Genomic DNA, 21080 nt, shown 5'->3' with positions numbered 1-21080 from the left:
GGTCATGTTACCCTTTAAACAAGGGGTCCCGTTTGGGATCTGACGCATTTTTGATGACTATTTCTTTCACATTGCGCCGATCAACCGTGCCTGAAGAAGATCCAGCTTGGCACGCCCATACATTTGCCTTTTAACGAGCTTCAGTTTGTTGATCTGTCCTTCGACCTGGCCGTTCGACCAAGGTTCGGTGATGGCGGCAGACACCGCTGCCTTGTCTTTCAGTATCCCGTTGGCGAAGGGGGCAAACAGACTGTCGCGTGCATCAGCGATCCACGGGTCGAGTTCTGTCTTGTCCTTCATTCGGATCATTGTCTGGAAACGATCAATTAGATTGCGAGCTTGGATCAAGGCGGGAACGCCGACTTCTATGGCCGCAATGGTGATTGTGTCAGCCTTACTCAGTTGATCACGAGCAGTTGTCATCAATCGGGCAATCGTTCTGGCGGATGGCACTTTTTGAAGTTGCTGATCGCAGACCCGCTCAGACCGCCGTCGCCTTACGGCCCACTCCCCAACGACACGAGAACAACCACGGAAACCTTTGTACTTTAGCTGTCGCCAGAGTTCAGCGCCGTTGTGCTGCCCAGACCCCCAGAGTTGATCCAACAGTGGCAGATAGGCCTCAAGGGAACTTTGTCTGACACGAAACACATCAGTTCTGTGACCGCGGACAATCTGGCGAACCGTTCCGCGGCTATAGCCCGGTTTGTCGCACGATTTCCTTGATTGGCACGCCATCGGAAGCCAGCTCGGTGATTGTCGAATTCACGTCCTCACGCCGTAGATAGCTCTCATATTGCAGTCGTTCAGCGCAAGTGAGTAGCGCAGGATTGATCGTCGTAGCACCAATTGCGGTACGGATCGCCCGCATGGATTTGCGCACGACGTCGAGGAACGCTGCGCTGGCGTTCTCCATCAAATGCCAACGATCTGCGACCTGCATAGCATGGGGTAAAGCCTTGGCAGCAGCTTCACGATAGCCGCCGCCTCTATCGCGTGAAACAATCGCTATTTCGGGGTGCTGAGCAAGGAACGTCGAAACTGTCGCGATCTCCCGATCAGGCAGAAGTTTGACAATCCTTCGCTTCTCAAGATCACATACGACGGTGCCATAGCGGTGATTGCGGCGGAAAGCCCAATCGTCAATTCCGACCGCGTTTAGAGCATCATCCGGCACCATGGATTTTCTTCTCACCGCACGGATGAGCGTGTCATTGCTAACTGGGATCATCAAGCGTTTGGCAAAGGCTGCAGCGGGCCGCCCTCCCAGAGCCAACCCGAGATGATGTACGACGGTATCAAGTCGAGCGGTTCGACGGCTGCGCTCCGGAACGATAAGCTCTCCAAACCTTTCGACGAATATCCGGCGACGACAAACTGTCATCTCACAGATAAAGCGCCTTGCTGATAATCGCAGTTGGACCTTGGTGCCACCACAAGGCAAATCAGCAACTATCCGAACGTAGCGGCTATGAACACGATCTGACATTCTGTTGCATAAAGGGCAGGAACGTTGATCAGCGGCTGCCCGCGCTGAAACAATGATAACCCCGTTGTCCTCGTCGGAACGCTCAACAATCAATCCGACCGGGATCAGGGACGACAGACGAAACTGGGTCGCCATGATGCTGATTCCTTTCTGATAACCGCGTCAGTTTCCACCGCGAAATCATCAAATGTGAGTCAGAGCCCCGTTTGGATGCCGATAACCCCTCAAATGGGGTCCTTATTCCATGCTTAATGACACCATCACTTCTCAGCGGCAATCAACACGTTAGCGGTTGCGGTTGCGCTGCGCATTCGAAACTAACAGCCGATCAGGTCTACACAACAGTAGAACTTAAGATCTCCTACATTCGGCCTGTCACGAGCGATGTTGGTCTGCTTCGCGCAAAAGGTCATGTCGTTTCCATAGGGCGGCGGATAGCCTTCGCCGAAGCGACCTTAAAGGATGAAACGGGACGATTGTATGCGACCGCCACGTCAACGCTGCTCGTGATTGACCGCCCCCTTAAGCCAAACCCCTAGTAGGGTAACATGATGTTCCGGCGCTCCTCGATCATCCCGACGATGGAGTTTGCATATCCATCAAGGCTCCACCCGCAACGACGCCTTGGGGTCGCGGCGTCTGTTCCCCGATCTTTGTCCGAGCAATCCAGCGGGTCGCGCTCGACTTTCCAACGTCGAACCGGGCTGCCGTCCGCCGGGCCGATGCCCCTTCATCCGTAGCTGTCAACACAAGCAACCGCAAATCCCTGCTCAGCGCTCCTGCCATCACCAACCTCCGTCAAAGCGGATGTTGGATCAGAAACTCGCAAGCGCGTCACATCACAACCGATTCATTGATCCCCGGACGTGCTCTAGATTGAGCGGAGTACGCGGCAGCAACGTCCGCCAAGACAGATAGTGCTAGCGTACGAGCATCCCGAGTGGGACCAAACATTCCTATTGGTGCCTTGATTTGGGCAAGCTCGCTTTGGCTATAACCCAGTGTCCGCAGGACTCCGTAACGTTTTTCGTGAGTTCGCCGACTTCCTAAAGCACCGATATAGAACGGTTCCCGTGCCAACGCTGATTCAAGGAAAGGCATCTCTTGATCGATATCGTGAAACAACAGTGCGACCGCCGTGTCCTGGTCGATGAATTCATCAATCTTCACAGTGGACTGACCATCAAACGACAGGTGTTCGAACGCCGTAGCCGTAGCAAGCCGCGTTGCCGCATCGAGCTCAATGCCGCGCCCGCATAAAAGAAGCTTTGCCTTGGGTCTATAGTCCCGCATGAAGAGGCGTCCAATCCAGCGCGTCCCAATGGTCGGCACCATGACGGTAAGCGACTGACGGTCCGGGTCATAGCCGAGGGCGGTGCGCCTGCGCGATCGAAGCTCGAAAAGAATTTCGCGTACAGGCGTGGCATCTTTCAACACGTGAATTGCCACAGTAATGCCACCGCCGCACGGAAGAACAATGTCGAAAAAGCGCGATCCTTCACCTAGCAGAAGATACCTGTCGACGCCTTTACCAATCGCTTCGAGTGATTCCGCTGCGACCGCAGCTTCGGTGCAGCCTCCTGAGACATAACCACTATAACCCCCATCCGCGCAAACAGCCATCTGAGCACCAAGTGCGCGAGACGATCCTCCTCGGATTTCCACTAAAGTGACGAGCGCGGTTCCAAGCCCGCTTTCTACACTATCGACGGCAAAACGGAGGATCTCTTCAGGATCGTCGGTTGTAGCCGCGCAATACGGTAAAACTGGAATCGAGTTTAGATTAGTGAGCGACTTCAAGGTGCAGTTCTCCCGACATAAAAGCCCTGTGATCTTAAGCCGTATTCGTTTTACACCACGGCTTGAGGCAATCGATTTTATTGACAGTACGGCGCACGCCTAACAGTTTAGTTATATAACTGCGTTTATTGCGCATAACGTGAAGCCTCCATCTCCCTCTGCGGCCAGGAATTCGCGAACGCTTGCCCCCATCGCACCAAAGCAAAGATGATGTATCTGAACCATCTCCCAGTGCCATACTTGGGGCCTAGATCGCGCGCGATGCTGTTTCTCGTTCTCTTAGCGTCCGTCTGTCAATTTTCTGCAAGGCCGTCCGGGGCAGTGACCCGACAAAGACGATCTCGTCTGGTACTTTGTAGCCGCCACAGTGGTGCCGCACTTGACCCTTCAATTCATCGGCCATCGCCACATCACCGCTGTAGTGGTCCTTGAGCACCACATGCGCCTTGACCTTGCTGAGACCATCGTTGCCCTCGATTGCGTAGACAGCAGCCTCCAGCACGCGCTCGTCACGAGTGATAGCTGCCTCCACTTCGATAGGCGACACCCAAAGGCCCTTCACTTTGAACACATCGTTGGAGCGTCCGGCGAACCAGAAATATCCGTCCTCGTCGAACAGAAGATGGTCTCCGGTCCTCACCCACTCACCCTGAAAAGTAGCCTTGGTTTCGTCGAATTTGCGCCAGTAGAACAGACAAGCCGTCCGCGACTTTACCAGGCATTCCCCCGGAGTATTGGGATTTGAGATAATGTTACCATCGTCGTCCAACAGCCGAATCTCTACGCCAACGATAGGTTTTCCAAGCGACCCTCTCCGGAAATCTGACGGTCTGTTGGCTATCCACTCGTATGTCACTTCGGACGAACCGATGCTGTCAAACAATTCGAGCCCGAACCGGCGATGCCAGCGTTCAAACACTTCAGGTGGCATCTTCTCTGACGCTGTATATACAGCGCCAAGCGAGGAAAAATTCGGCTCTAGTCCGTGCTCTTCGAAATGGGCCAGCATCAGCTTGATGACTGTAGGGACGGTAATCAGCTTCGTCGGCCGATGCGTCTCAATCACATCTGTCAGCTTAGAGGGTATCAGATTGTCTGACATTATGATGGCAGTTCCGCCCCAATAAAGCGGAATCAGCAAACCGGGCCACAGCCCGTGGGTGAAGTATTTTTTGGAGGTTGCCAACACGATGTCATTTTCCGTATAGCTCCACCAAAACCCTTGACGCTCAGGAACCAGTATAAAGTCATGCGCCAGATGCGTTATACCCTTCGATGTTCCTGTCGTACCGCCGGAATAAAACATATAGCTTACGTCGTTGGCATGCAGCGTGGTAGCCTCCAACTGTGCCGGCTGACCGTGCACAAGTGAGCCATAGGTCGTGACACGAAGCCCGGCCCGGGTGATGCCAGTAGCCTCGGGTGCATCCCCGTTGACAATGATTGTCCGGAGCGTTGCGGGCAAAGTGTCCTGCGCCTCGATCATCTTTGCCATTTGCCGTTCATCAATGAACACCGCAGTGGCGGCTGTGTCTCGGATGAAGTAGACGAGCTGATCGGTCTTATAAAGATCCGAGATGCTGACAGGGACCAGACCGGCCCGAAGTGCACCAAGCCAAATGGCCACGCTTGTTAGCGTATCGGTCGCCGAGATCAGGATCCGGGATCGTTCGGGCAAGCCGGCAGCGCACAACCCATTAGCGGCACGGCAGACTTCGGCGAGCAGGGCGCAGTAACTGATGGCCTCGCCGTCCGAGATGAGTGCTGTTTTGTCTGCCCGGCCACCCTCGACGTGTCGATCGAGCAGGAGGTCCGTCGCATTCACATATTCAGGGATTGCCGGATCGCTCCAGGCCTTCCAGTCTTCCGAATAGATTGGCAAAGTCATTTTTTTTCCACACGCATTTGTTGTTCATGCTAACGGCGGTCACTACGGCTCACGAAATCCCGAGATAAGCATTCTTAATATCCGAGCGCGCCTCGAGCCCGGCAGGCGTCCCCGAAAATTGCACGGTTCCCTGCGAAAGCACCGTCACAGTGTCGGCAAGCGACATTGCCATAGCTGCATTCTGCTCAACGAGCAGGATAGACGTCCCACTCTCCTTGATCTGCGCCAGGGTAGCGCGAACCTCCTCGACAATGACCGGAGCCAAACCTTCGGAAGGCTCATCGAGAATGAGAAGTACCGGATCAGCGAGCATCGCGCGTGCAATAGCCAACATCTGCTGTTCCCCGCCGGAAAGCTGATGGCCCAAGTGCCCCATACGCTCGGAAATACGAGGGAAAATTGCCAGGACCTGATCGCGTCGCGCTGCAGAACAGCCCCGTGCCCACATGGCAACCTCAATATGCTCCCGCACGGTCAAAGAGCCAAAAATCCCACGGTTCTCTGGCACATAGCCGATTCCCTGTGCGATGATACGATGGGTTGACATATCGCTGATGGTCTTGCCGTTGAAGGCGATGCGGCCTCTTCGGATCGGCGTAAGGCCAACGATAGATCGCAAAGTAGTCGTCTTTCCCGCACCGTTTCTTCCCAGGAGGGCGAGACATTGGCCATGCCTCAACTCCAGGCTTTCGCCTTGCAGGATATAACTTTCTCCATAGTAGGTATGGATGTCGCACAATTCGAGTAGCGGCCGGCTGGGATTCGACTCGGTCATAGATTGGCTCCGTGATAGCTTGCGGATTCTCCGAGATAGGCGGCGCGGACGTCGGGGTTTTGCCGAATCTGATCGGGCGAACCAGTGGCAACCGCAACGCCGTAGTTAAGCACCGTCACTTGTTCGCAAACTCCGAATACTACGTCCATGTCATGCTCAACCAGCACAAGAGTAATATCCTTGGGCAAAGCGCGCAGGGTATCGATCAACAGCAGCCGTTCTGCAGGAGATGTTCCCGCCGCAGGTTCGTCAAGCAACAGAGCTTTGGGAGAACATGCCAGAGCAATCCCTACTTCGAGCTGCCGTTTCTGCCCATAGGAAAGTGTCCTGACCTCCCGGTTCAGCGCATCCCTTAGTCTCATGCGCACAGCAACCTCTTCGGCTTTAGTTCGCATTGCTCTAAAGCTTGATGCTGATCGGATAAGGTTAAACCGGTGGGGCGTTCCAGCCTGCACCGCCAATCGAAGGTTCTCAAAAACCGTGAGGCCCTCAAACAAGGCATTCTTTTGGAACGAGCGGGCGAGTCCGGCGCGATTGACCTGCTCGGGCGTTAACCCTGCCAAGTCCCGCTGATCGAGGCTTATGGAACCGCTTGTCGGTTTAAGCCAACCGGAAATCATGTTGAACAGCGTAGTCTTGCCCGCACCATTCGGACCAACGATAGCATGCCGAGCGCCCGCCTCGACCTCCAGGTCGAACCCCTGTATGATTTGGAGAGCACCAAATTGCTTCTTAAGGTTCCTTATCGAAAGTTGGGCCATTACATGCGCCCCCTGTTGAGCAAATTTTGCAGCTGGGTGGAGAGCATACCCAGAAAGCCAGCTATGCCACCTTTGAAAAAGGCGACGACCAGCACAAACATAATGCCGAAGATCATCATGTAAGAATCAGTTAGTGTGGAAAGGTAACTTTTGAGCAACACGTAGAATGCCGCACCCAGCAAGGGGCCAAAAAAAGCTTGCGCGCCTCCAATGATGACAATCAAAAGGACCTCGCCCGACATTTGCCAGGACATTATATGCGGATTAACGAAATAGGCGTGCTGCGCCCATAGGCTCCCCGCCAGACCCGCCATCAGGCCCGAGATTGCGAAGGCAACAGCCTTGTAGGGGGTCGGGTTGTAACCAATAGCCATTATTCGCTTTTCGTTTTCCCGAATGCCTGCCAGCGTTCGGCCAAAAGGGCTTTCCACAACGATGCGTAGGGCGATCAGCGCCACCACGAAGAACGCCAAAACTGTGAGGTAAAAGGTATGGTCGCTATGCGTATCCAACCCGATTAGGCTGAGATCCAACCGAGGAATACCTGTCATGCCGTCATCGCCTCCAGTCATGCGGGATTTTTCCGCAATGGCGCGAAGCAGCTGCCCGAAAGCGAGCGTGATCAGCAGGAATTGCACGCCGCGTGTGCGCACGCTGAGTATGCCGATGAGACAGGCAATGATGAGAGTTGCCAGCACTGCCCCTATCATGCCAATCCACACCGGATAACCAAGCAGCACCGTGGCAATAGCGGTGACGTAGGCGCCAACACCAAGGAACGCGGCGTGGCCCAAAGACACCAGGCCCGTATAGCCAACCAGAAGATTTAACCCAGATGCAAGGAGGGCGAGGATCAGCACTTCGGTCAAAAGCGAGATCGGGTAGCTGCCTAGAAAGAGAGGTGCGACGAGTAAGCCGGCAAGACCGGTCGCTGCCATAATCCAGAATCTTCTGTCACGACGATGATCCGTATCCATCTCTGTTGCCGGCACTAACGATACTTTGGAAGTATGCTGAGTGAGCGAGTTTTCCATGATGTAAACCGTTCTGACTAGATCGTCTGTTGAGGGCGGCCGAAAAGGCCAAGCGGACGGACAATCAGCGTGGCGGCCAGAAGGATGTAAATCGCGAAAGTCGAGGCCTCCGGTAGGTAGGCTTGAGATAGGGTATCAGTCATCCCAACTATGATAGCGCCAATGAAGCATCCCTTCACCGAGCCAAGGCCACCTAGGATGACCACTACCAGAGTGGGGATAAGTATCTGCACGCCCATATTGACGTCGATCGACAACTCGGCGCCGGCAACCACTCCAGCAAAACCCGCGAGACCACACCCGAGCGCGAAGACCAGCGCGAAAACCAGATAGATGTTAATCCCCATCGCCCGGACCATTTCGTTGTCGTCAACTCCGGCTCGAACGACGGCACCCAACACGGTACGCTCAAGCACAAACCATGCACTGAGCGCCACAGTAAGTCCGATTATGATGATGAACAGTCGATACGTTGGATAAAGAATGCCAATGTTGACCGCTCCTCGTAAGAATTCGGGCTTGTCTATACTTAAGAAAGTCAATCCGAGCGTTTCGAAAAAAATCAAGTCGATGACGCCTATGACGAAAAAAAGCAGGCCAAACGTGAGGAGAGCCATGTCGAGATGCGCACTTCGCCCTTTGTCTTTAAGCGGTTGCAGTACGAAATACTGCAAGACGAATCCGAGTAGAAGCGGCAGCAACGGCGCGATGATAAGTGCGATCCAGAAGTTGCCTGTCGTACTAAACAGGGCATAACCGAAATAAGCACCCACCATATAGAAGGCGCCATGCGCTAGATTGAGAGTATCCATCAATCCGAAGATGATGGTAAGGCCGATCGCCATTAGGAAGATTAGCATCGACAGTTGCAGCCCGTTTAGGGCATTGAACAAAAAAAAGGACATCACGTTACCTAACCGGGCTGAAGTAAGAGGCGATAGAGTGGCCAGCCGCCCCATTTGAGTTCAAGTCACATTTTGCAGCCGTCTAGGTCCTTGCCGTAAGGAGTGCGAGCTACCAGTTCGTGATGCAGGCCATCTGCCCCTTCCACGATTTTGATGATGTAAAGCTCGTCTTGGACCGCATTGTTCGAGCTGTTGAAGTGTACGGGACCTCGTGGATCGTCCGAAAGCTTGAGCTTGGAAATCGCTGAAATGATGTCGGCGCCATCGTCAGGCAAGTTGCCATCGTTAGCCTTGATAGCATCAGCAAGACCGTCAAAAATTGCGACCGCGTTGGTGTAGCCAAGCGCGTTGGACGCCACGGGCAACCGACCAAACTTGGCTTTGAATTCGCTTTTGAACCGCTCGGAAGCCGGGGTCTTAAGGGCATTCGTATAAACGGTGATCTGCATGGCGTCACGCTGGGCACCACTCATTGCGGCCCACAAGGCTTCGTCGTAAAGCCACATATCGCCTCGCAGCGGCATCATTTCCTTCATTCCGAAGTCCGCGTGTTGCTTAACGACCTGTACGGCTTCTGAGCCGGCATAAAATGAATAAATCATCTCGGCGCCAGTCTGCTGCGCACGCAGCAATGACGGCCCCCAATCTTTAGTCGTTGTAAACGGCGTCATGATTTCCATCACCACCTCACCGCCCGCGCCTTCGAAACCGCGCTTGAAACCATCCTTCATCGCATGACCCGCGGAATAGTCGGGGCCCATAAATACGGCGGTTTTTACGCCGGAATTCGCCCAGTAGGCGCCAGCGGCAGACTGAAGTGCGTTAGCCGAGAATGAGGTCCGCGCTACATAGGGACTGCAAAATTTAGTGGTCAACTCATCCGCAACGGCAAAACCTGCAACGAAAGGGACGCGTTCTTGGTTGGCGATACCGGCGAGTGCTACGCCGACCCCTGACGAAATCGTGCCGCCAAAAACCGCTACGCCATCAGACTTGATAAGCTTGTTGGCCTTCTGAATCCCCGCCGGGGGAGAGTTCTCGGAATCTTCTTTGATGATTTGAATGCGATAGTCGCCAGCTTTGCCCCCGCGCTCTTCCAAGGCGAGCATCCAGCCATCTTCAATATCTTTGGCTAGTTGAGCAAATGTGCCGCTGAAGTCAGTGATAAGACCAACCTTGACGACTTTCTCTTGCGAAAAAGCGGCGCTGTTGGTGGCCGCTAACAGTCCAACGATCAATAAGACCGCGTTTGCATACTTCCTCATAGCCTCTCCTCCCAAAGACCGCACCTTTGAAGTAAATTGGTGCGATAATGCGCATTTAAAAGACTCTATGGCGATTTTGTCAAGAAGGAATTTACCCTGCCGGGTTATGCTTGTTGATCAAATTACTAATTTATGGGCTAAAGCAGGAGGTTTATGCCCCAGGCTTGATTTTATGCTTCGCAATTGACTTACAGGATGGATTTAGCGCTAGGATTTGGCTGATCCCCAGCGGCTTGTAGTCGGCGCATACTATTATTAATGATGGTCTGTAGGGTGACGGACTGCAGGGTTGCCGCGGAAATGCGATCAATCTCTTCCATGACTCTAAAGAGTTCGGCGCCGACAGTGGAGGGCGCGTCCGGTTGGTCGGGGCTGGTGAACCAATCGGGTTCAAACAATTTTATGATATCGTACAGCGCGACCTTACGTGCGTCGCCTACGAAACTGCATCCCCCGCCGACGCCGCGAGTTGATTCGGCTAGCCCTGCTAAAGACAGGGTGCGAAGCACTTTCGCAAGATGGTGCTGCGACATGCCATAAACCTCTGCAATTTCGCTAGCGGGAATTTGCTCGCCCGGACGCGATGCCATATGTAGGAGGGCTACAATTGCTGCCCGCGTCGCCTGCTGCAATTTCATAAATTATCTCCAAGTATCATCCATCAACATAGCAGTGCCTAGTCGGCCCGCATTTCCAATTCTATGTATGGTCCTGCAGCCATGCCCTGCATGCGAAAAAACGCAATTAAGTTCTGTGCGTCGATGTGCACCATTGTTCGGATCAGGTCTATACTGTGTTCTCGGAAATACGCGATAGACGCTTCGAACAGTCGTGAGGCTATTTGCAAATGGCGGTGTTCTGGTCGCACGGCGACTGCCTGGATCCACCCGCAAGGCGGTGAGCCAAATTCCCAAGCCTGGATCGACCCTAAGACGTAACCTATTACCTGCCCGTCACGCCTGGCCACGAATAAGAGAGCTGACCCGTCCGTGCTCTGTCGCAGATAGTGCGCGTACCAAAAGTCGGCTTTTGAGGTGCCGGTTATAGTTGCGTCAATTTCTACAATTTCGGGGACATCTACCAAATTCACCTTAGAAATCGTGAAATCTTCGCCAAGTTTCACATCCTGATTCATCTTTTCATCTCTCTAGTTGAGCTCTATCTGACAGCTGAAGGTACCCCAAGCCTCGCGAGTCCCGCAATAGTCCAAATATGGCACAGGTAGGTCCAATTTTTAAATTGGTAAAACGGTACTAAATAACCTTTACACTCGCATCGGATTTGTGCTAGTTCCGTTGCAGACGCCACCCGTTCATTAGATCGGGCACCTTCATCAAGGCCGGAGCGCATTGACGCGATCCTGTCGCTTACGAGGCAGTGAATTGATGTACGCGGATGTCAAAAAAAACGCCCATTCGACACAAGGTTGGGTTGGACGGAGTCTCGAACGACGTGAGGACGCAGCATTGCTCATGGGGCAGGGCCGTTATGTCGATGACTTCCCCATATCGCCAAACACCCTTCATGCCGCCGTGGTGCGTGCGACGCACGCACATGCTCTGATAACTGCGATTGATACGACACGCGCACTAGCAATACCGGGCGTTCGACATGTGATCACGGGCGAGCAGATTAAGGCCATTTCCGATCCCTTCCTTACCGTACTTAAGCAGCCTATCGATCAATGGGCGCTAGCAGTCGAGCGGGTTCGCTATGTGGGCGAAGCTGTGGCAGTCGTGCTAGCAGATGATCGTTACATTGCCGAGGATGGCGCCGCTCTGGTCGACATCCTTTACGAGCCGCTTTCCGTTGTAGTCGACCCGGTTGCTGCGGTACGCTCTGACGCGCCCCTGCTACATCCGGCTGCTGGTACCAATCAGCTTTCCGTGCGAGAATTCGTTTACGGTAAACCTGATGCCGCGTTCGCCCGCGCTGAGCGGACCATTTCTGTCGAAATTGAATATCCGCGTAGTTCCTATACACCTATGGAGTGTTTCGCAGTAGTGGCCGAGTACAGGCCTGGCGACAAGAGCTTCGACGTTCTCGCAAATTTCCAGGGACCCTTTTCCGCCCACCCGGTCATGGCCAAGGCGCTGCGGGTTCCGGGCAGCAGGTTACGGTTACGCATACCGCCGGATAGCGGCGGCAGCTTTGGTATAAAGCTTTCCGTTTTTCCATACATCGTCCTGATGGGGCTTGCCGCGCGTATAAGCGGTCGCCCGGTAAAATGGATCGAGGATCGGCTAGAGCACCTTCAAGCAGCCAATTCCGGGCCGAACCGCATTACTCGGCTCGATGCGGCAGTTGAGCCCGATGGCCGGGTCACGGCGCTACGCTTTGATAATCTTGAGGACTATGGCGCCTATCTTCGTGCGCCAATGCCTGGGCCACTTTATCGCATGCACGGTGCCACCACAGGCGCTTATGACATACGCCATCTCGCCATAGTAAATCGCGTCGTAGTTACAAACAAAATGCCTGCCGCCTTGGTGCGAGGTTTTGGTGGCCCACAGCTTTATTTGGCTATTGAGCGGCTCATGCAGCGGATCGCAGTTGAACTCTCGCTCGATCCTCTCGATGTAATCCGGCGCAACCTGATCTCGGCAGACGCGTTTCCGTATCGCACGCCGGCGGGCGCCTTGTATGATTCTGGAGACTACCAAAAGGCCATTGAGATAGCTACGGGAGATGGTCGACTGACGGACTTGCTTCGCCGGCGCGATGAAGCAAGGGCCGCTGGAAAATTTTACGGTATAGGTTACGCTGCAGTCGTTGAACCCGGCATGTCCAACATGGGCTATCTCAGCACTATCTTGCCCGAGGATATCCGACAGCAACAGGGGCCCAAAAACGGTGCCGTCTCCATGGTGAGGGTCAATGTCGACGCAGTGGGTGGCGTCTCCATGACGGCGGATGTGACCGTTCAGGGGCAAGGTCATGCTACTGCTCTGTCGCAGATTGTAGCCGATCAGCTTGGCCTTCAGCCGCAGGATATTTCAGTCAATCTGGAGATCGATACGCAGAAGGATGCATGGTCCATCGCCGCAGGCAGCTATTCCTGTCGGTTCTCTCCCGGTACCGCCGTTGCGGCTCACCTCGCTGGCAAGCAGGTCCGCGAAAAGGTGGCGCGCATTGCCGCTGGCCTTTTTAAAACAACAGAGGATGATGTCGGCTTCGGTGGTGGCAGAGTGTTTTCTATTGCGCAGCCCACTAAGAATATGCCCTTCGGTCGCGCAGCCGGCACGGCCCACTGGTCACCTGTTCTCGTTCCCGATACCGATCAGCCCGGTATCAGCGAAACCGGAATCTGGGCTCCGCAGGAACTGGCCCCACCTACGAGTGGCGACGAGATCAACACCTCGCTGACTTATGGTTTTGTATTCGACATGTGTGGTATCGAGGTCGATCCTTTGACAATGCAGGTCAAAGTGGATCGATATGTCTCCATGCACGACGCCGGCAAGCTGATAAATCCACTCCTGGCGGAAGGTCAGATACGCGGCGCCTTTGTCCAAGGGTTGGCAACAGCGCTATATGAAGAAATCATCTACGATGACAAGACAGGTGCTCTCCAGACCGGCACATTTGCCGAGTATCTCGTGCCCACAGTCTGCGAGGTGCCGCAGATTGAGATCATCCACATGGAAACTCCATCACCTTTCACTCCCCTTGGAGCGAAGGGGCTGGCCGAAGGCAATTGCATGAGTACGCCGGTCTGCATCGCCAACGCAGTAGCCGATGCGCTGTCCTTACGCGATGTGCGTTTGCCGATCACACCCAACTGGTTGAATGCTTTATTAGGTAGCGATGAGGGTCCAGCGCCCACGATCAGCACCAATGCACTCGATGCCACAACCATGGAGCGGGAGTTCGCAGAAGCCACAATTGCGGGCTCTGGAACATTGACGGTTGTGACAGAGGCAGGAGATATCTGGGACGCGCTGCTCAATCCGCAAACGCTCAAGAATATCATTCCTGGCTGTCATACCGTGACGGCACTTCGTCCCGATCATTTCCAGGCTGAGGTATCTCTAGGAGTGGGCCCCGTCCGTGGTCGGTTTATCGCGGATGTGTACCTGAGCGATCTTGTTCCACAACGACAAGCTAAATTAAGCGGCGAACTGAGAGGTCCGCTCGGCAAGGCCGAAGGAAAGGGTCGTATCATTCTCACCGTTACGCCGGACGGAACCAGGATCGATTACGCTTACGGCGTCGATGTCGGGGGGAAAGTAGCCTCTGTCGGCGGTCGTATGATCCGCCGCGCCGCAGACATGATCATCGGACAGTTCTTTGAACGTTTGGTCGCCTTATCGGGCGGCGCGGATGTGACGCTACAAAAGAAAGCCAGATCTGGCCTGATGTCCTGGCTGGTCGGCCTGTTCGGAGGACAAAAATGAAACCTGCGGCATTCACCTATATTCGCCCAGACAGTGTTGACGAGGCTCTTCAGATCTTATCTGAATATGGAGGCGAAGCGCGTGTCCTAGCGGGCGGACAGTCACTCATGGCGATGCTGAACCTGCGGCTGGTTGAGCCCGGAGTGGTGCTCGACATCTCTCGTCTACCCGCCTTGCGTCACATTCACATCAACAATGGGTTCCTAGAAGTTGGGGCAGCAACGACGCAGGCAGAGTTGCTCGCTTGGCCTGACCTCGAGCGAGAAGCGCCTTTTATCGCACGAGCCCTACCTTGGGTTGGTCATTTCCAGACCCGCAACCGCGGCACCGTCTGTGGCTCGATCAGCCACGCCGATCCGAGTTCGGAATTGCCGCTTTCTCTCGCCTTGCTCCAGGGCGAGGCGATTCTGCGATCGAGCAAGGGAGAACGGCGGCTGGCGGCGCGTGACTATCAGACTGGCATGCTGCAAACAGCCCGCCGCGAGGACGAACTGCTCGTAGCGGTGCGTTTTCCTGTCGGCCTCGGCCGCGAGGGTGCTAGTTTTCAAGAAGTGTCGCGGCGTCATGGTGATTTCGCCATTGTTTCTGCGGGCGTCATTCGCCACGCGGGGCGGATTCGGATCGGCATAGGCGGCGTCGCAGATCGTCCTTCATGTATTGAACTCGACGAAAACGTATCCGCTACAAACTTGACCGAGCGGATCGAACATCTCGCTTGGCAGCTCGGTGGATACGACGACATCCATGCCAGTGCTCGCTTCCGTCGCGATCTCGTACGGCGCCTGGCGCCAAAATTAGTTTCCGAGGTGATGTCATGCGCATAATTAAGAATGAAGAAATGTCTGCGGTGACCGTGGAGTTGAACGGCGAGAAAGTGACGGCCCTCGCTAGCCCCCGCATGCTTTTGAGCGATTTCCTACGCCAATCCGCCGGATCAACAGGCACGCACGTGGGTTGCGAGCACGGTGTTTGTGGGTGCTGTACTGTTAAGGTTGACGGCGTGGCCAGCCGCTCCTGCCTGATGCTTGCAATGCAGGCCGACGGTCGACGGATTGAGACGGTCGAAGGATTAGCCACCGACGCTGATAATATGGCACCACTGCAACGCGCCTTTCGCCGCCACCACGCTCTGCAATGTGGCTTCTGTACGCCGGGCATCCTCATGTCCTTTTCCGATTTTCTGGGCCGTAACCCAAATCCAGGAGAGAACGAGGTGCGCGAAGTTCTCGGCGGTCATATTTGCCGCTGCACCGGTTACGAAGGGCTGATGCGCGCAATTATGGAAGCAGCAGCCGAAATGCGGGGTGAAGCGGTATCTGCTTCAGTTGGGGCGGAGGCACATACTTGATTGAGCGCATCCTCGAGATAAGGCCAACTGAGGTCGCAACGGGTATCTACCGCCTTAGTGTGCCTGTCCCCTTCATCGGTTTAGGTCAGGTCAATATTTGGCTGCTGGAAGATGACGAAGGCTTCGCCATGATAGATTGCGGCGTTAGCAATTCCGAAACAAGACGTGTCATCGAAGACGCATGGGCATATTTGTTCCCACGGCGGTCCTTGACACGTTTCATTGTGACGCATTTTCATCCGGACCACGTGGGGAACGCAGGCTTCGTCAGCTCTCGCTGGAACGTAAGGCCCCAAATGACTCTAATGGAGTGGATGGCGGCTAACGTTGCTCAAAGTGGGCTTTATAGCGACGATGTCGAGTTAAGGACTTCATTCTTTCGCCAGAACGGGGCCTCCGCGGAGCAATTGAGTCGTTTTCTCGCAGAAACCCATCTTTATCATTCAAATGTATCGCTCCCCGATAGCTTTGATCGTATTCGTGCGGGAGACTCTTTATCCATCGGATGGCGCTGTTGGACCGTGCTGACAGGCCGGGGCCATTCCCCTGATCTCGTCATGTTATATTCCAGCACCGACGATATTCTCATTGCCGGGGATCAGTTACTCCCTAAGATCACACCCAATATCAGCGTGTGGCCATGGGAGCCCCTTGCCGACCCACTCTCCGAATTTCTTGAATCGCTGCAGCGACTGGCCGAAATCACTACGAGCCGAACTCTTGTCTTACCCTCGCATCGCGATCCGTTTGAAGATGCGCCTTCAAGGGTTCATGAGATCGTCGGCCATCACGCTAACCGCCTTGTTCAAGTTCGTTCCCTGCTGGACGAGGGACCCTCTACGGCCGCGGCCATGTTGGGCTCCTTATTCCGGCCTAATCTCGACGGTCATCAGTTCAGTTTCGCCATGGGTGAAGCACTGGCGCACTTAAATCACTTGACGTTCAAGGGCCTAGTCAATCGACGCGCAGGCTTTGATGGCACCATATCCTATTCCTTATCCTGAATTGCTACATCTTAACGAGGAGAACCAAATGTCTGATCAACCAACCCGCGAAGTAATCACTGTCGATGGAAAAAATGTCGTTTTGCAGCGCGACACGTCCCCCATGATCAATGGAGGGGTACTGGAATTCGCGGAGGCACTTCGCGTCTTCAATATCTTCGACGAGAGATTTCAGCCATCGAACTACGGCCTTGCCGATGGCAAGCCGCTGCGCATGTACGATTCGACCACGGTCAAGATCGATCTGTCCAAGCGCAGCAAGGAAGACATGGGCTTCTGGCACCGCAACGCCGATGCGCACGAAATCATCTTTTGCGTCAAGGGTGCGCTGCGCTGGGAAACGGAAATGGGTGTCCGTATTTTACGCCCAGGCGATATGATGCTGATTCCTAAGGGGATTGCTCATCGCTCGACGCTTTGCGAGGAATCCGAAGCGGAGAATGTCTTGGTCGAGCTCAAAATCACCGAAGCGCTGAAATATGTCGCTGAAGATAAGTAGAAAGGTGCAGGCCATGATCGTCCGCTCCAACGGCGTAGACTTCAACTGTGATATCGAGGGGCCCGAAGGGGCCCCGTGGGTTACCCTATCTCACGCGCTCGCCAACAACTTGACCCTTTGGGACGAGATCGCGTTAGCCTTGTCGACCCGTTACCGGGTGCTCCGCTACGATCAGCGCGGCCATGGACTGAGCGAAGTCGTTGCAGGCCCCTATGATTTCCCTATGCTTATCGATGATGTACTCGGGATCTGGGGCGAACTGGGCGTAAAGCGCAGTCACTGGATCGGCCTGTCGATCGGCGGTATGATTGGCTATGGGCTGGGCGTCCACCATCCAGACCGGCTGCACACTATTATCGCCTGTGACTCCAGGCCCGATGCTCCACCCGAATACGCAGCATATTTTCAATCCCGCATCGACAAGGCGCGTATTTACGGCATGGAGGGTGTGGTAGAATCGACGATTGAACGCTGGTTTACACCCGAAACCCTCGCGGCAAATCCCCCAGTGCTGGACCGCGTGCGCGAGATGATCCGTACCACAAGTCTGGCGGGGCATGAAGGTTGCTGTGAGGCACTAAAAACACTCTCGTACGGTCTCGACCTGCATCGCATACCTGTTCCAACGCTGCTGCTGGGGGGTGATAAAGACAAAGGCGCTCCACCGCATTTCCTTGCCGAAGGTGCCCGAAAGATCCCGCGGGGCGAACACGTTGTCATTCCCGATGCGGGTCATATCAGCGCGTTGGAGAATCCAGCCGCAGTATTGGCCGCGATCGAATCGTGGCTTGAACGGCACCCTGATGCTTAAGCCCAGCATTGTACTGGCCAAACCAGGGCCTGTCTTGCTGAATGAATGGATATACTGCTATGAAGCCTGACGTTTTTTCGGTTCCTATGTCCGATGGCGCAGAGATCGTCATCCGCCATTATGCCCGCCCGGGGGCGCTACGCCTGTACATTACACATGGCAACGGTTTTGCCGTCGACGGCTACAGGATTTTCTGGGAGCCACTTCTGGATGACTACGATGTCGTCCTGTTCGATATGCGCAACCATGGTCGCAATGTCGCAACGGGCGCCGACGGCCACAATTACGGTCAATTCGCCCTTGACATCACTTCGATTCACGAGGGCGTCGTCGGCCGCATCGGTGCGGCGAGGTCCGTCGGGATTTTCCATTCCATGTCAGCACGTTCGGCGATGAAGAATGCCGTGCAGTTTGGCTCGCCGTTCGATGCGCTGGTGCTGTTTGATCCGCCGAGCGTCCCGCCGAGGGGACATCATCTGTATGAGCCTATGCGCGAGTTTGAGCTCAAGCTTATTGCGTGGGCCGCCGATAGACAGGACCGATTTGCTTCAATTGATGAGCTTGAAGCACAATATTCCGAAGCGCGCGCCAGCGCCCGCTGGCAGCCGCAGGCTCGGCGCGACATGGCAGAGGCCGTGCTACGCCCGCTGGGTGAAGGCGGTTTCGAATTGTCCTGTCGCCGCGAACTGGAGTCGGCCATATATCTTGGAGCTCTAACGCTTGATCTTTGGCCGGCTGCAAGCGAACTAGGGGTGCCAACACTTTTAGTTGGCGCGGATCCTTCTCGAGCCAAGGGGCCACCTACAGGACCTGCTAACGAGGCGTTGGCGCAAGAGGGATGCTACGAATATCATGGAGTAGAAGGAGCAGGGCATTTGCTCCAGATCGAAAAACCTGACTTATGTCGTGAGATAATGCTCTCGTTTATTCGTAAAATTTGAACAGCGGCAAGCGCTGGTGTCTCGGATGGGGTAGTGGTGGATCAGCCATAAATTGAGCGGTTCTCTAAGATAAGGTAGGGGGGCTTCTAATGAATCTTGTTTTATCGGTCCGCCAGGCGCGGAAAGGGTGCGCAGTCAGCTTCCCTGGTCGCGAGATTTCGCTTCCCGTCTTCGGCGATGCGAACATGACGATTGCTCTGCTCGACCGTCTCACTCACCTTAGGCTCAGGACTCATTCCTTGCCGAGCCAGAATATAACGGCTGCTGCGAGATCTATTGCTGCGCGGAACACGATCGGGCAGTGATCATAACGGGTGGCAATTCTTCGCCAGTCTTTCAGTTTGCCAAACATAATTTCGATACGATTGCGCCGCTTGTATCGATGTTTGTCATACTTGATAGCCTTCTTGCGGTTTTTGCGCCCCGGGATGCACGGCTTTATCTCTTTGTCTTTTAACTGTTTTCTGAACCAGTCAGCATCATAGCCTCTGTCAGCAGGAAGCCAGTCGACCTTCGGTAACGTCTCGATTAAGACTGCAGCTCCGGTATAGTCGCTGATTTGTCCCGCCGTAACGTGTAACCTGATGGGACGCCCTTGCGTATCGGTGACGGCGTGCAATTTGGTATTCATGCCACCTTTCGTCCGACCGATCAGGCGTCCGTCGCCCCTTTTTTAACCGTAGGCTTGAAGCCGTGCGGTGTGCTTTTAAATAGGTCGCATCCATCATCCGGTCCTGCCGACCGACGACTTGGAAGACAGGCCTTCCAATATATGAGCAAATATCCCCTTGTGACACCAACGGTTCCAACGATTATAGAGCGTTTTACAGGACCCGTATTCCCGAGGAGCATCACACCACCGTAACCCATTGCGAAGAATGAAGATAATTCCACTCAAGACATGCCTATCATCAACGCGTGGACGTCCATGGCTCTTGGGAAAAAAGGGACGAAGGCGTGCCATTTGTCCTTCACTCAGCCAGTATAGATTACTCATCGATCAGTCTCCTCAAGCGAAACTGAATCAGTTCATAACTCTAAAATCAATGGGTCCTGAGCCTAGGCCGTGTGGACGAATTGACTCAGGTATAAGTTTTGGGGTTCCAGATTATCACTTGAGGTGATTCATATGTTGTCGACGTGTTTGGTGGTCGGCAATGTGCACCAAGATGGCAGAGAGTGACTATGAACTGGCACTGGAGGTTTTCCGCGCTTGTCTGCCAGCCGTTGGCGCGAAAGCCAAAAATGACCGTCTATTCCTTGAAGCGCTACATTATTTCACCCTCCACAACATCTCGTGGCGAGCACTGCCGGAACGGTATGGTAATTGGAACAGCATATGGAAGCGTTTTGACCGCTTGGGGAAAGCAGGTATTTTCGAAGACTATTTCTCCATTTTAGCTGGGCTTGATGAAAGCGCTCATCTGATTGCTATGTTCGATAGCACCGTCATTCGCGCCCATGTTTCGGCAGCCGGTGCAAAAGGGGGCAGGAAGGCCAAGCGCTCGGGCGTTCGCGTGGAGGGTTTGGTACCAAAATCCATCTGAAAACCGACCGAAATGGTCAGCCCCTTGGGTTTGAACTGACCGGTGGTGAAGCGTCCGATAGCAAACAGTTTAAAAGCCTCATGGAAACAGGTCCTCAAATCACGCACCGCGCTATCATTGCTGATAAGGGTTATGATAGCGATGACAATCGAGAGACTGCGCCAATGGCTGGCGCTATTCCAGTGATCCCTTACAGATCAAACAGGCGGAATATTCCAAAACATTTTGCCGTAGCACTTTATCGAGGCCGCGCACGTATCGAACAAATGATGGGGAAGCTCAAACGGTTCAAACGTGTCGCTTTACTTTGCGAGAAAACAGCAAGAAACTTCCGATCAATCGTCGCAATCGCAGCGGTTTTCATCTTAATCAAATCCGTCCACACGGCCTAGGCTTTTGGCCGGCTGTTGTAGCGGTTCGATTCCTTTCAAGGTATTGCAACCGTTACTGCGGCAGATAGGCTTTTGCTCCTGTGGGCCGACGCTAGGGATTGTCATTAACCGTTGCATGCCCTGTCCTCAAGCACGATCGTCAAGAGCTTGCTGTAGAGTACCGTGAATGAATCGTGCAGCTTTTGCCGTGCTGATAACAACAAAGGTTCCATGATCTCAAGCAA

General features: G+C 54.3%; 19 protein-coding genes and 3 pseudogenes. 10 read left to right on the top strand and 12 right to left on the bottom strand.

Features of this window, described 5'->3' with window-relative positions; all coding sequences use genetic code 11:
• Positions 1-66: 66 nt before the first annotated feature.
• A pseudogene (locus tag CEV31_RS00240) lies at positions 67-1624 on the bottom strand (ISL3 family transposase).
• 116 nt (positions 1625-1740) lie between these two features.
• Here CEV31_RS00240 and CEV31_RS21520 point away from each other — a divergent pair.
• On the top strand, positions 1741-2028 hold the full coding sequence (locus CEV31_RS21520; protein WP_094504915.1) for a PaaI family thioesterase: 288 nt from the start codon (positions 1741-1743) through the stop codon (positions 2026-2028).
• Positions 2029-2059: 31 nt separating this feature from the next.
• Here CEV31_RS21520 and CEV31_RS00230 read toward each other — a convergent pair whose 3' ends face one another.
• From CEV31_RS00230 to CEV31_RS00185, 10 genes are all read right to left on the bottom strand, one after another.
• Positions 2060-2275: a helix-turn-helix domain-containing protein gene (locus CEV31_RS00230; RefSeq protein WP_094504914.1), complete on the bottom strand. Its 216-nt coding sequence runs from the start codon at positions 2273-2275 to the stop codon at positions 2060-2062.
• 48 nt (positions 2276-2323) lie between these two features.
• Complete coding sequence (locus tag CEV31_RS00225) at positions 2324-3289, bottom strand: XdhC family protein (protein ID WP_143850881.1); 966 nt, start codon at positions 3287-3289, stop codon at positions 2324-2326.
• A 247-nt stretch (positions 3290-3536) separates the two neighbouring features.
• On the bottom strand, positions 3537-5177 hold the full coding sequence (locus CEV31_RS00220; protein ID WP_094504913.1) for a benzoate-CoA ligase family protein: 1641 nt from the start codon (positions 5175-5177) through the stop codon (positions 3537-3539).
• Positions 5178-5226: 49 nt separating this feature from the next.
• Positions 5227-5952 (bottom strand): ABC transporter ATP-binding protein, encoded by a 726-nt coding sequence (locus CEV31_RS00215; RefSeq protein WP_094504912.1) that lies wholly within the window; start codon positions 5950-5952, stop codon positions 5227-5229.
• Positions 5949-6713, bottom strand: coding sequence for an ABC transporter ATP-binding protein (locus tag CEV31_RS00210; RefSeq protein ID WP_094504911.1), 765 nt, complete (start codon positions 6711-6713; stop codon positions 5949-5951). The genes CEV31_RS00215 and CEV31_RS00210 overlap by 4 nt, the downstream gene beginning before the upstream one ends.
• Entirely contained in the window at positions 6713-7747 is a 1035-nt protein-coding gene (locus tag CEV31_RS00205; protein WP_094504910.1) for a branched-chain amino acid ABC transporter permease, read from the bottom strand. Before CEV31_RS00205 ends, CEV31_RS00210 begins: the two co-directional genes overlap by 1 nt.
• A gap of 17 nt (positions 7748-7764) precedes the next feature.
• Positions 7765-8652 (bottom strand): branched-chain amino acid ABC transporter permease, encoded by an 888-nt coding sequence (locus CEV31_RS00200; protein WP_094504918.1) that lies wholly within the window; start codon positions 8650-8652, stop codon positions 7765-7767.
• 65 nt (positions 8653-8717) lie between these two features.
• Positions 8718-9917, bottom strand: a complete 1200-nt coding sequence (locus tag CEV31_RS00195) for an ABC transporter substrate-binding protein (RefSeq protein ID WP_094504909.1) — start codon at positions 9915-9917, stop codon at positions 8718-8720.
• Positions 9918-10105: 188 nt separating this feature from the next.
• Positions 10106-10555: an Rrf2 family transcriptional regulator gene (locus CEV31_RS00190; RefSeq protein WP_094504908.1), complete on the bottom strand. Its 450-nt coding sequence runs from the start codon at positions 10553-10555 to the stop codon at positions 10106-10108.
• Between the two features lie 38 nt (positions 10556-10593).
• Complete coding sequence (locus CEV31_RS00185) at positions 10594-11052, bottom strand: GNAT family N-acetyltransferase (RefSeq protein WP_094504907.1); 459 nt, start codon at positions 11050-11052, stop codon at positions 10594-10596.
• A gap of 337 nt (positions 11053-11389) precedes the next feature.
• Here CEV31_RS00185 and CEV31_RS00180 point away from each other — a divergent pair, with 337 nt between their 5' ends.
• From CEV31_RS00180 to CEV31_RS00150, 7 genes are read left to right on the top strand one after another with little or no spacing between them, the layout of a single operon-like run.
• Entirely contained in the window at positions 11390-14314 is a 2925-nt protein-coding gene (locus tag CEV31_RS00180; RefSeq protein ID WP_235818000.1) for a xanthine dehydrogenase family protein molybdopterin-binding subunit, read from the top strand.
• Positions 14311-15138, top strand: coding sequence for an FAD binding domain-containing protein (locus CEV31_RS00175; RefSeq protein ID WP_094504905.1), 828 nt, complete (start codon positions 14311-14313; stop codon positions 15136-15138). Before CEV31_RS00180 ends, CEV31_RS00175 begins: the two co-directional genes overlap by 4 nt.
• Positions 15129-15662 (top strand): (2Fe-2S)-binding protein, encoded by a 534-nt coding sequence (locus CEV31_RS00170; protein ID WP_094504904.1) that lies wholly within the window; start codon positions 15129-15131, stop codon positions 15660-15662. Before CEV31_RS00175 ends, CEV31_RS00170 begins: the two co-directional genes overlap by 10 nt.
• Positions 15659-16666, top strand: a complete 1008-nt coding sequence (locus CEV31_RS00165; RefSeq protein ID WP_169717291.1) for an MBL fold metallo-hydrolase — start codon at positions 15659-15661, stop codon at positions 16664-16666. Before CEV31_RS00170 ends, CEV31_RS00165 begins: the two co-directional genes overlap by 4 nt.
• A 28-nt stretch (positions 16667-16694) precedes the next feature.
• The gene (locus tag CEV31_RS00160) at positions 16695-17165 is read left to right on the top strand and encodes a cupin domain-containing protein (protein ID WP_169717290.1); all 471 of its coding nucleotides are present in this window, start codon (positions 16695-16697) and stop codon (positions 17163-17165) included.
• On the top strand, positions 17146-17976 hold the full coding sequence (locus CEV31_RS00155) for an alpha/beta fold hydrolase (RefSeq protein ID WP_094504901.1): 831 nt from the start codon (positions 17146-17148) through the stop codon (positions 17974-17976). The genes CEV31_RS00160 and CEV31_RS00155 overlap by 20 nt, the downstream gene beginning before the upstream one ends.
• Positions 17977-18035: 59 nt before the next feature.
• Positions 18036-18917: an alpha/beta fold hydrolase gene (locus CEV31_RS00150; protein WP_169717288.1), complete on the top strand. Its 882-nt coding sequence runs from the start codon at positions 18036-18038 to the stop codon at positions 18915-18917.
• 232 nt (positions 18918-19149) lie between these two features.
• Here the strand turns inward: CEV31_RS00150 and CEV31_RS00145 are convergent.
• A pseudogene (locus CEV31_RS00145) lies at positions 19150-19914 on the bottom strand (IS5 family transposase).
• Between the two features lie 160 nt (positions 19915-20074).
• Between CEV31_RS00145 and CEV31_RS00140 the strand changes: the two are divergent.
• Both CEV31_RS00140 and CEV31_RS21515 read left to right on the top strand, forming a co-directional pair.
• The gene (locus tag CEV31_RS00140; protein ID WP_094504899.1) at positions 20075-20464 is read left to right on the top strand and encodes a transposase; all 390 of its coding nucleotides are present in this window, start codon (positions 20075-20077) and stop codon (positions 20462-20464) included.
• A pseudogene (locus CEV31_RS21515) lies at positions 20446-20856 on the top strand (IS5 family transposase); the annotation flags it as partial. The gene CEV31_RS00140 and the pseudogene CEV31_RS21515, both read left to right, overlap by 19 nt.
• Positions 20857-21080: the final 224 nt, after the last annotated feature.

This window comes from Brucella thiophenivorans, assembly GCF_002252445.1.
GTDB lineage: Bacteria > Pseudomonadota > Alphaproteobacteria > Rhizobiales > Rhizobiaceae > Brucella > Brucella thiophenivorans.
The sequence above is the reverse complement of the archived record's forward strand: the minus strand, read 5'-3'. Positions and strand labels throughout refer to the sequence as shown.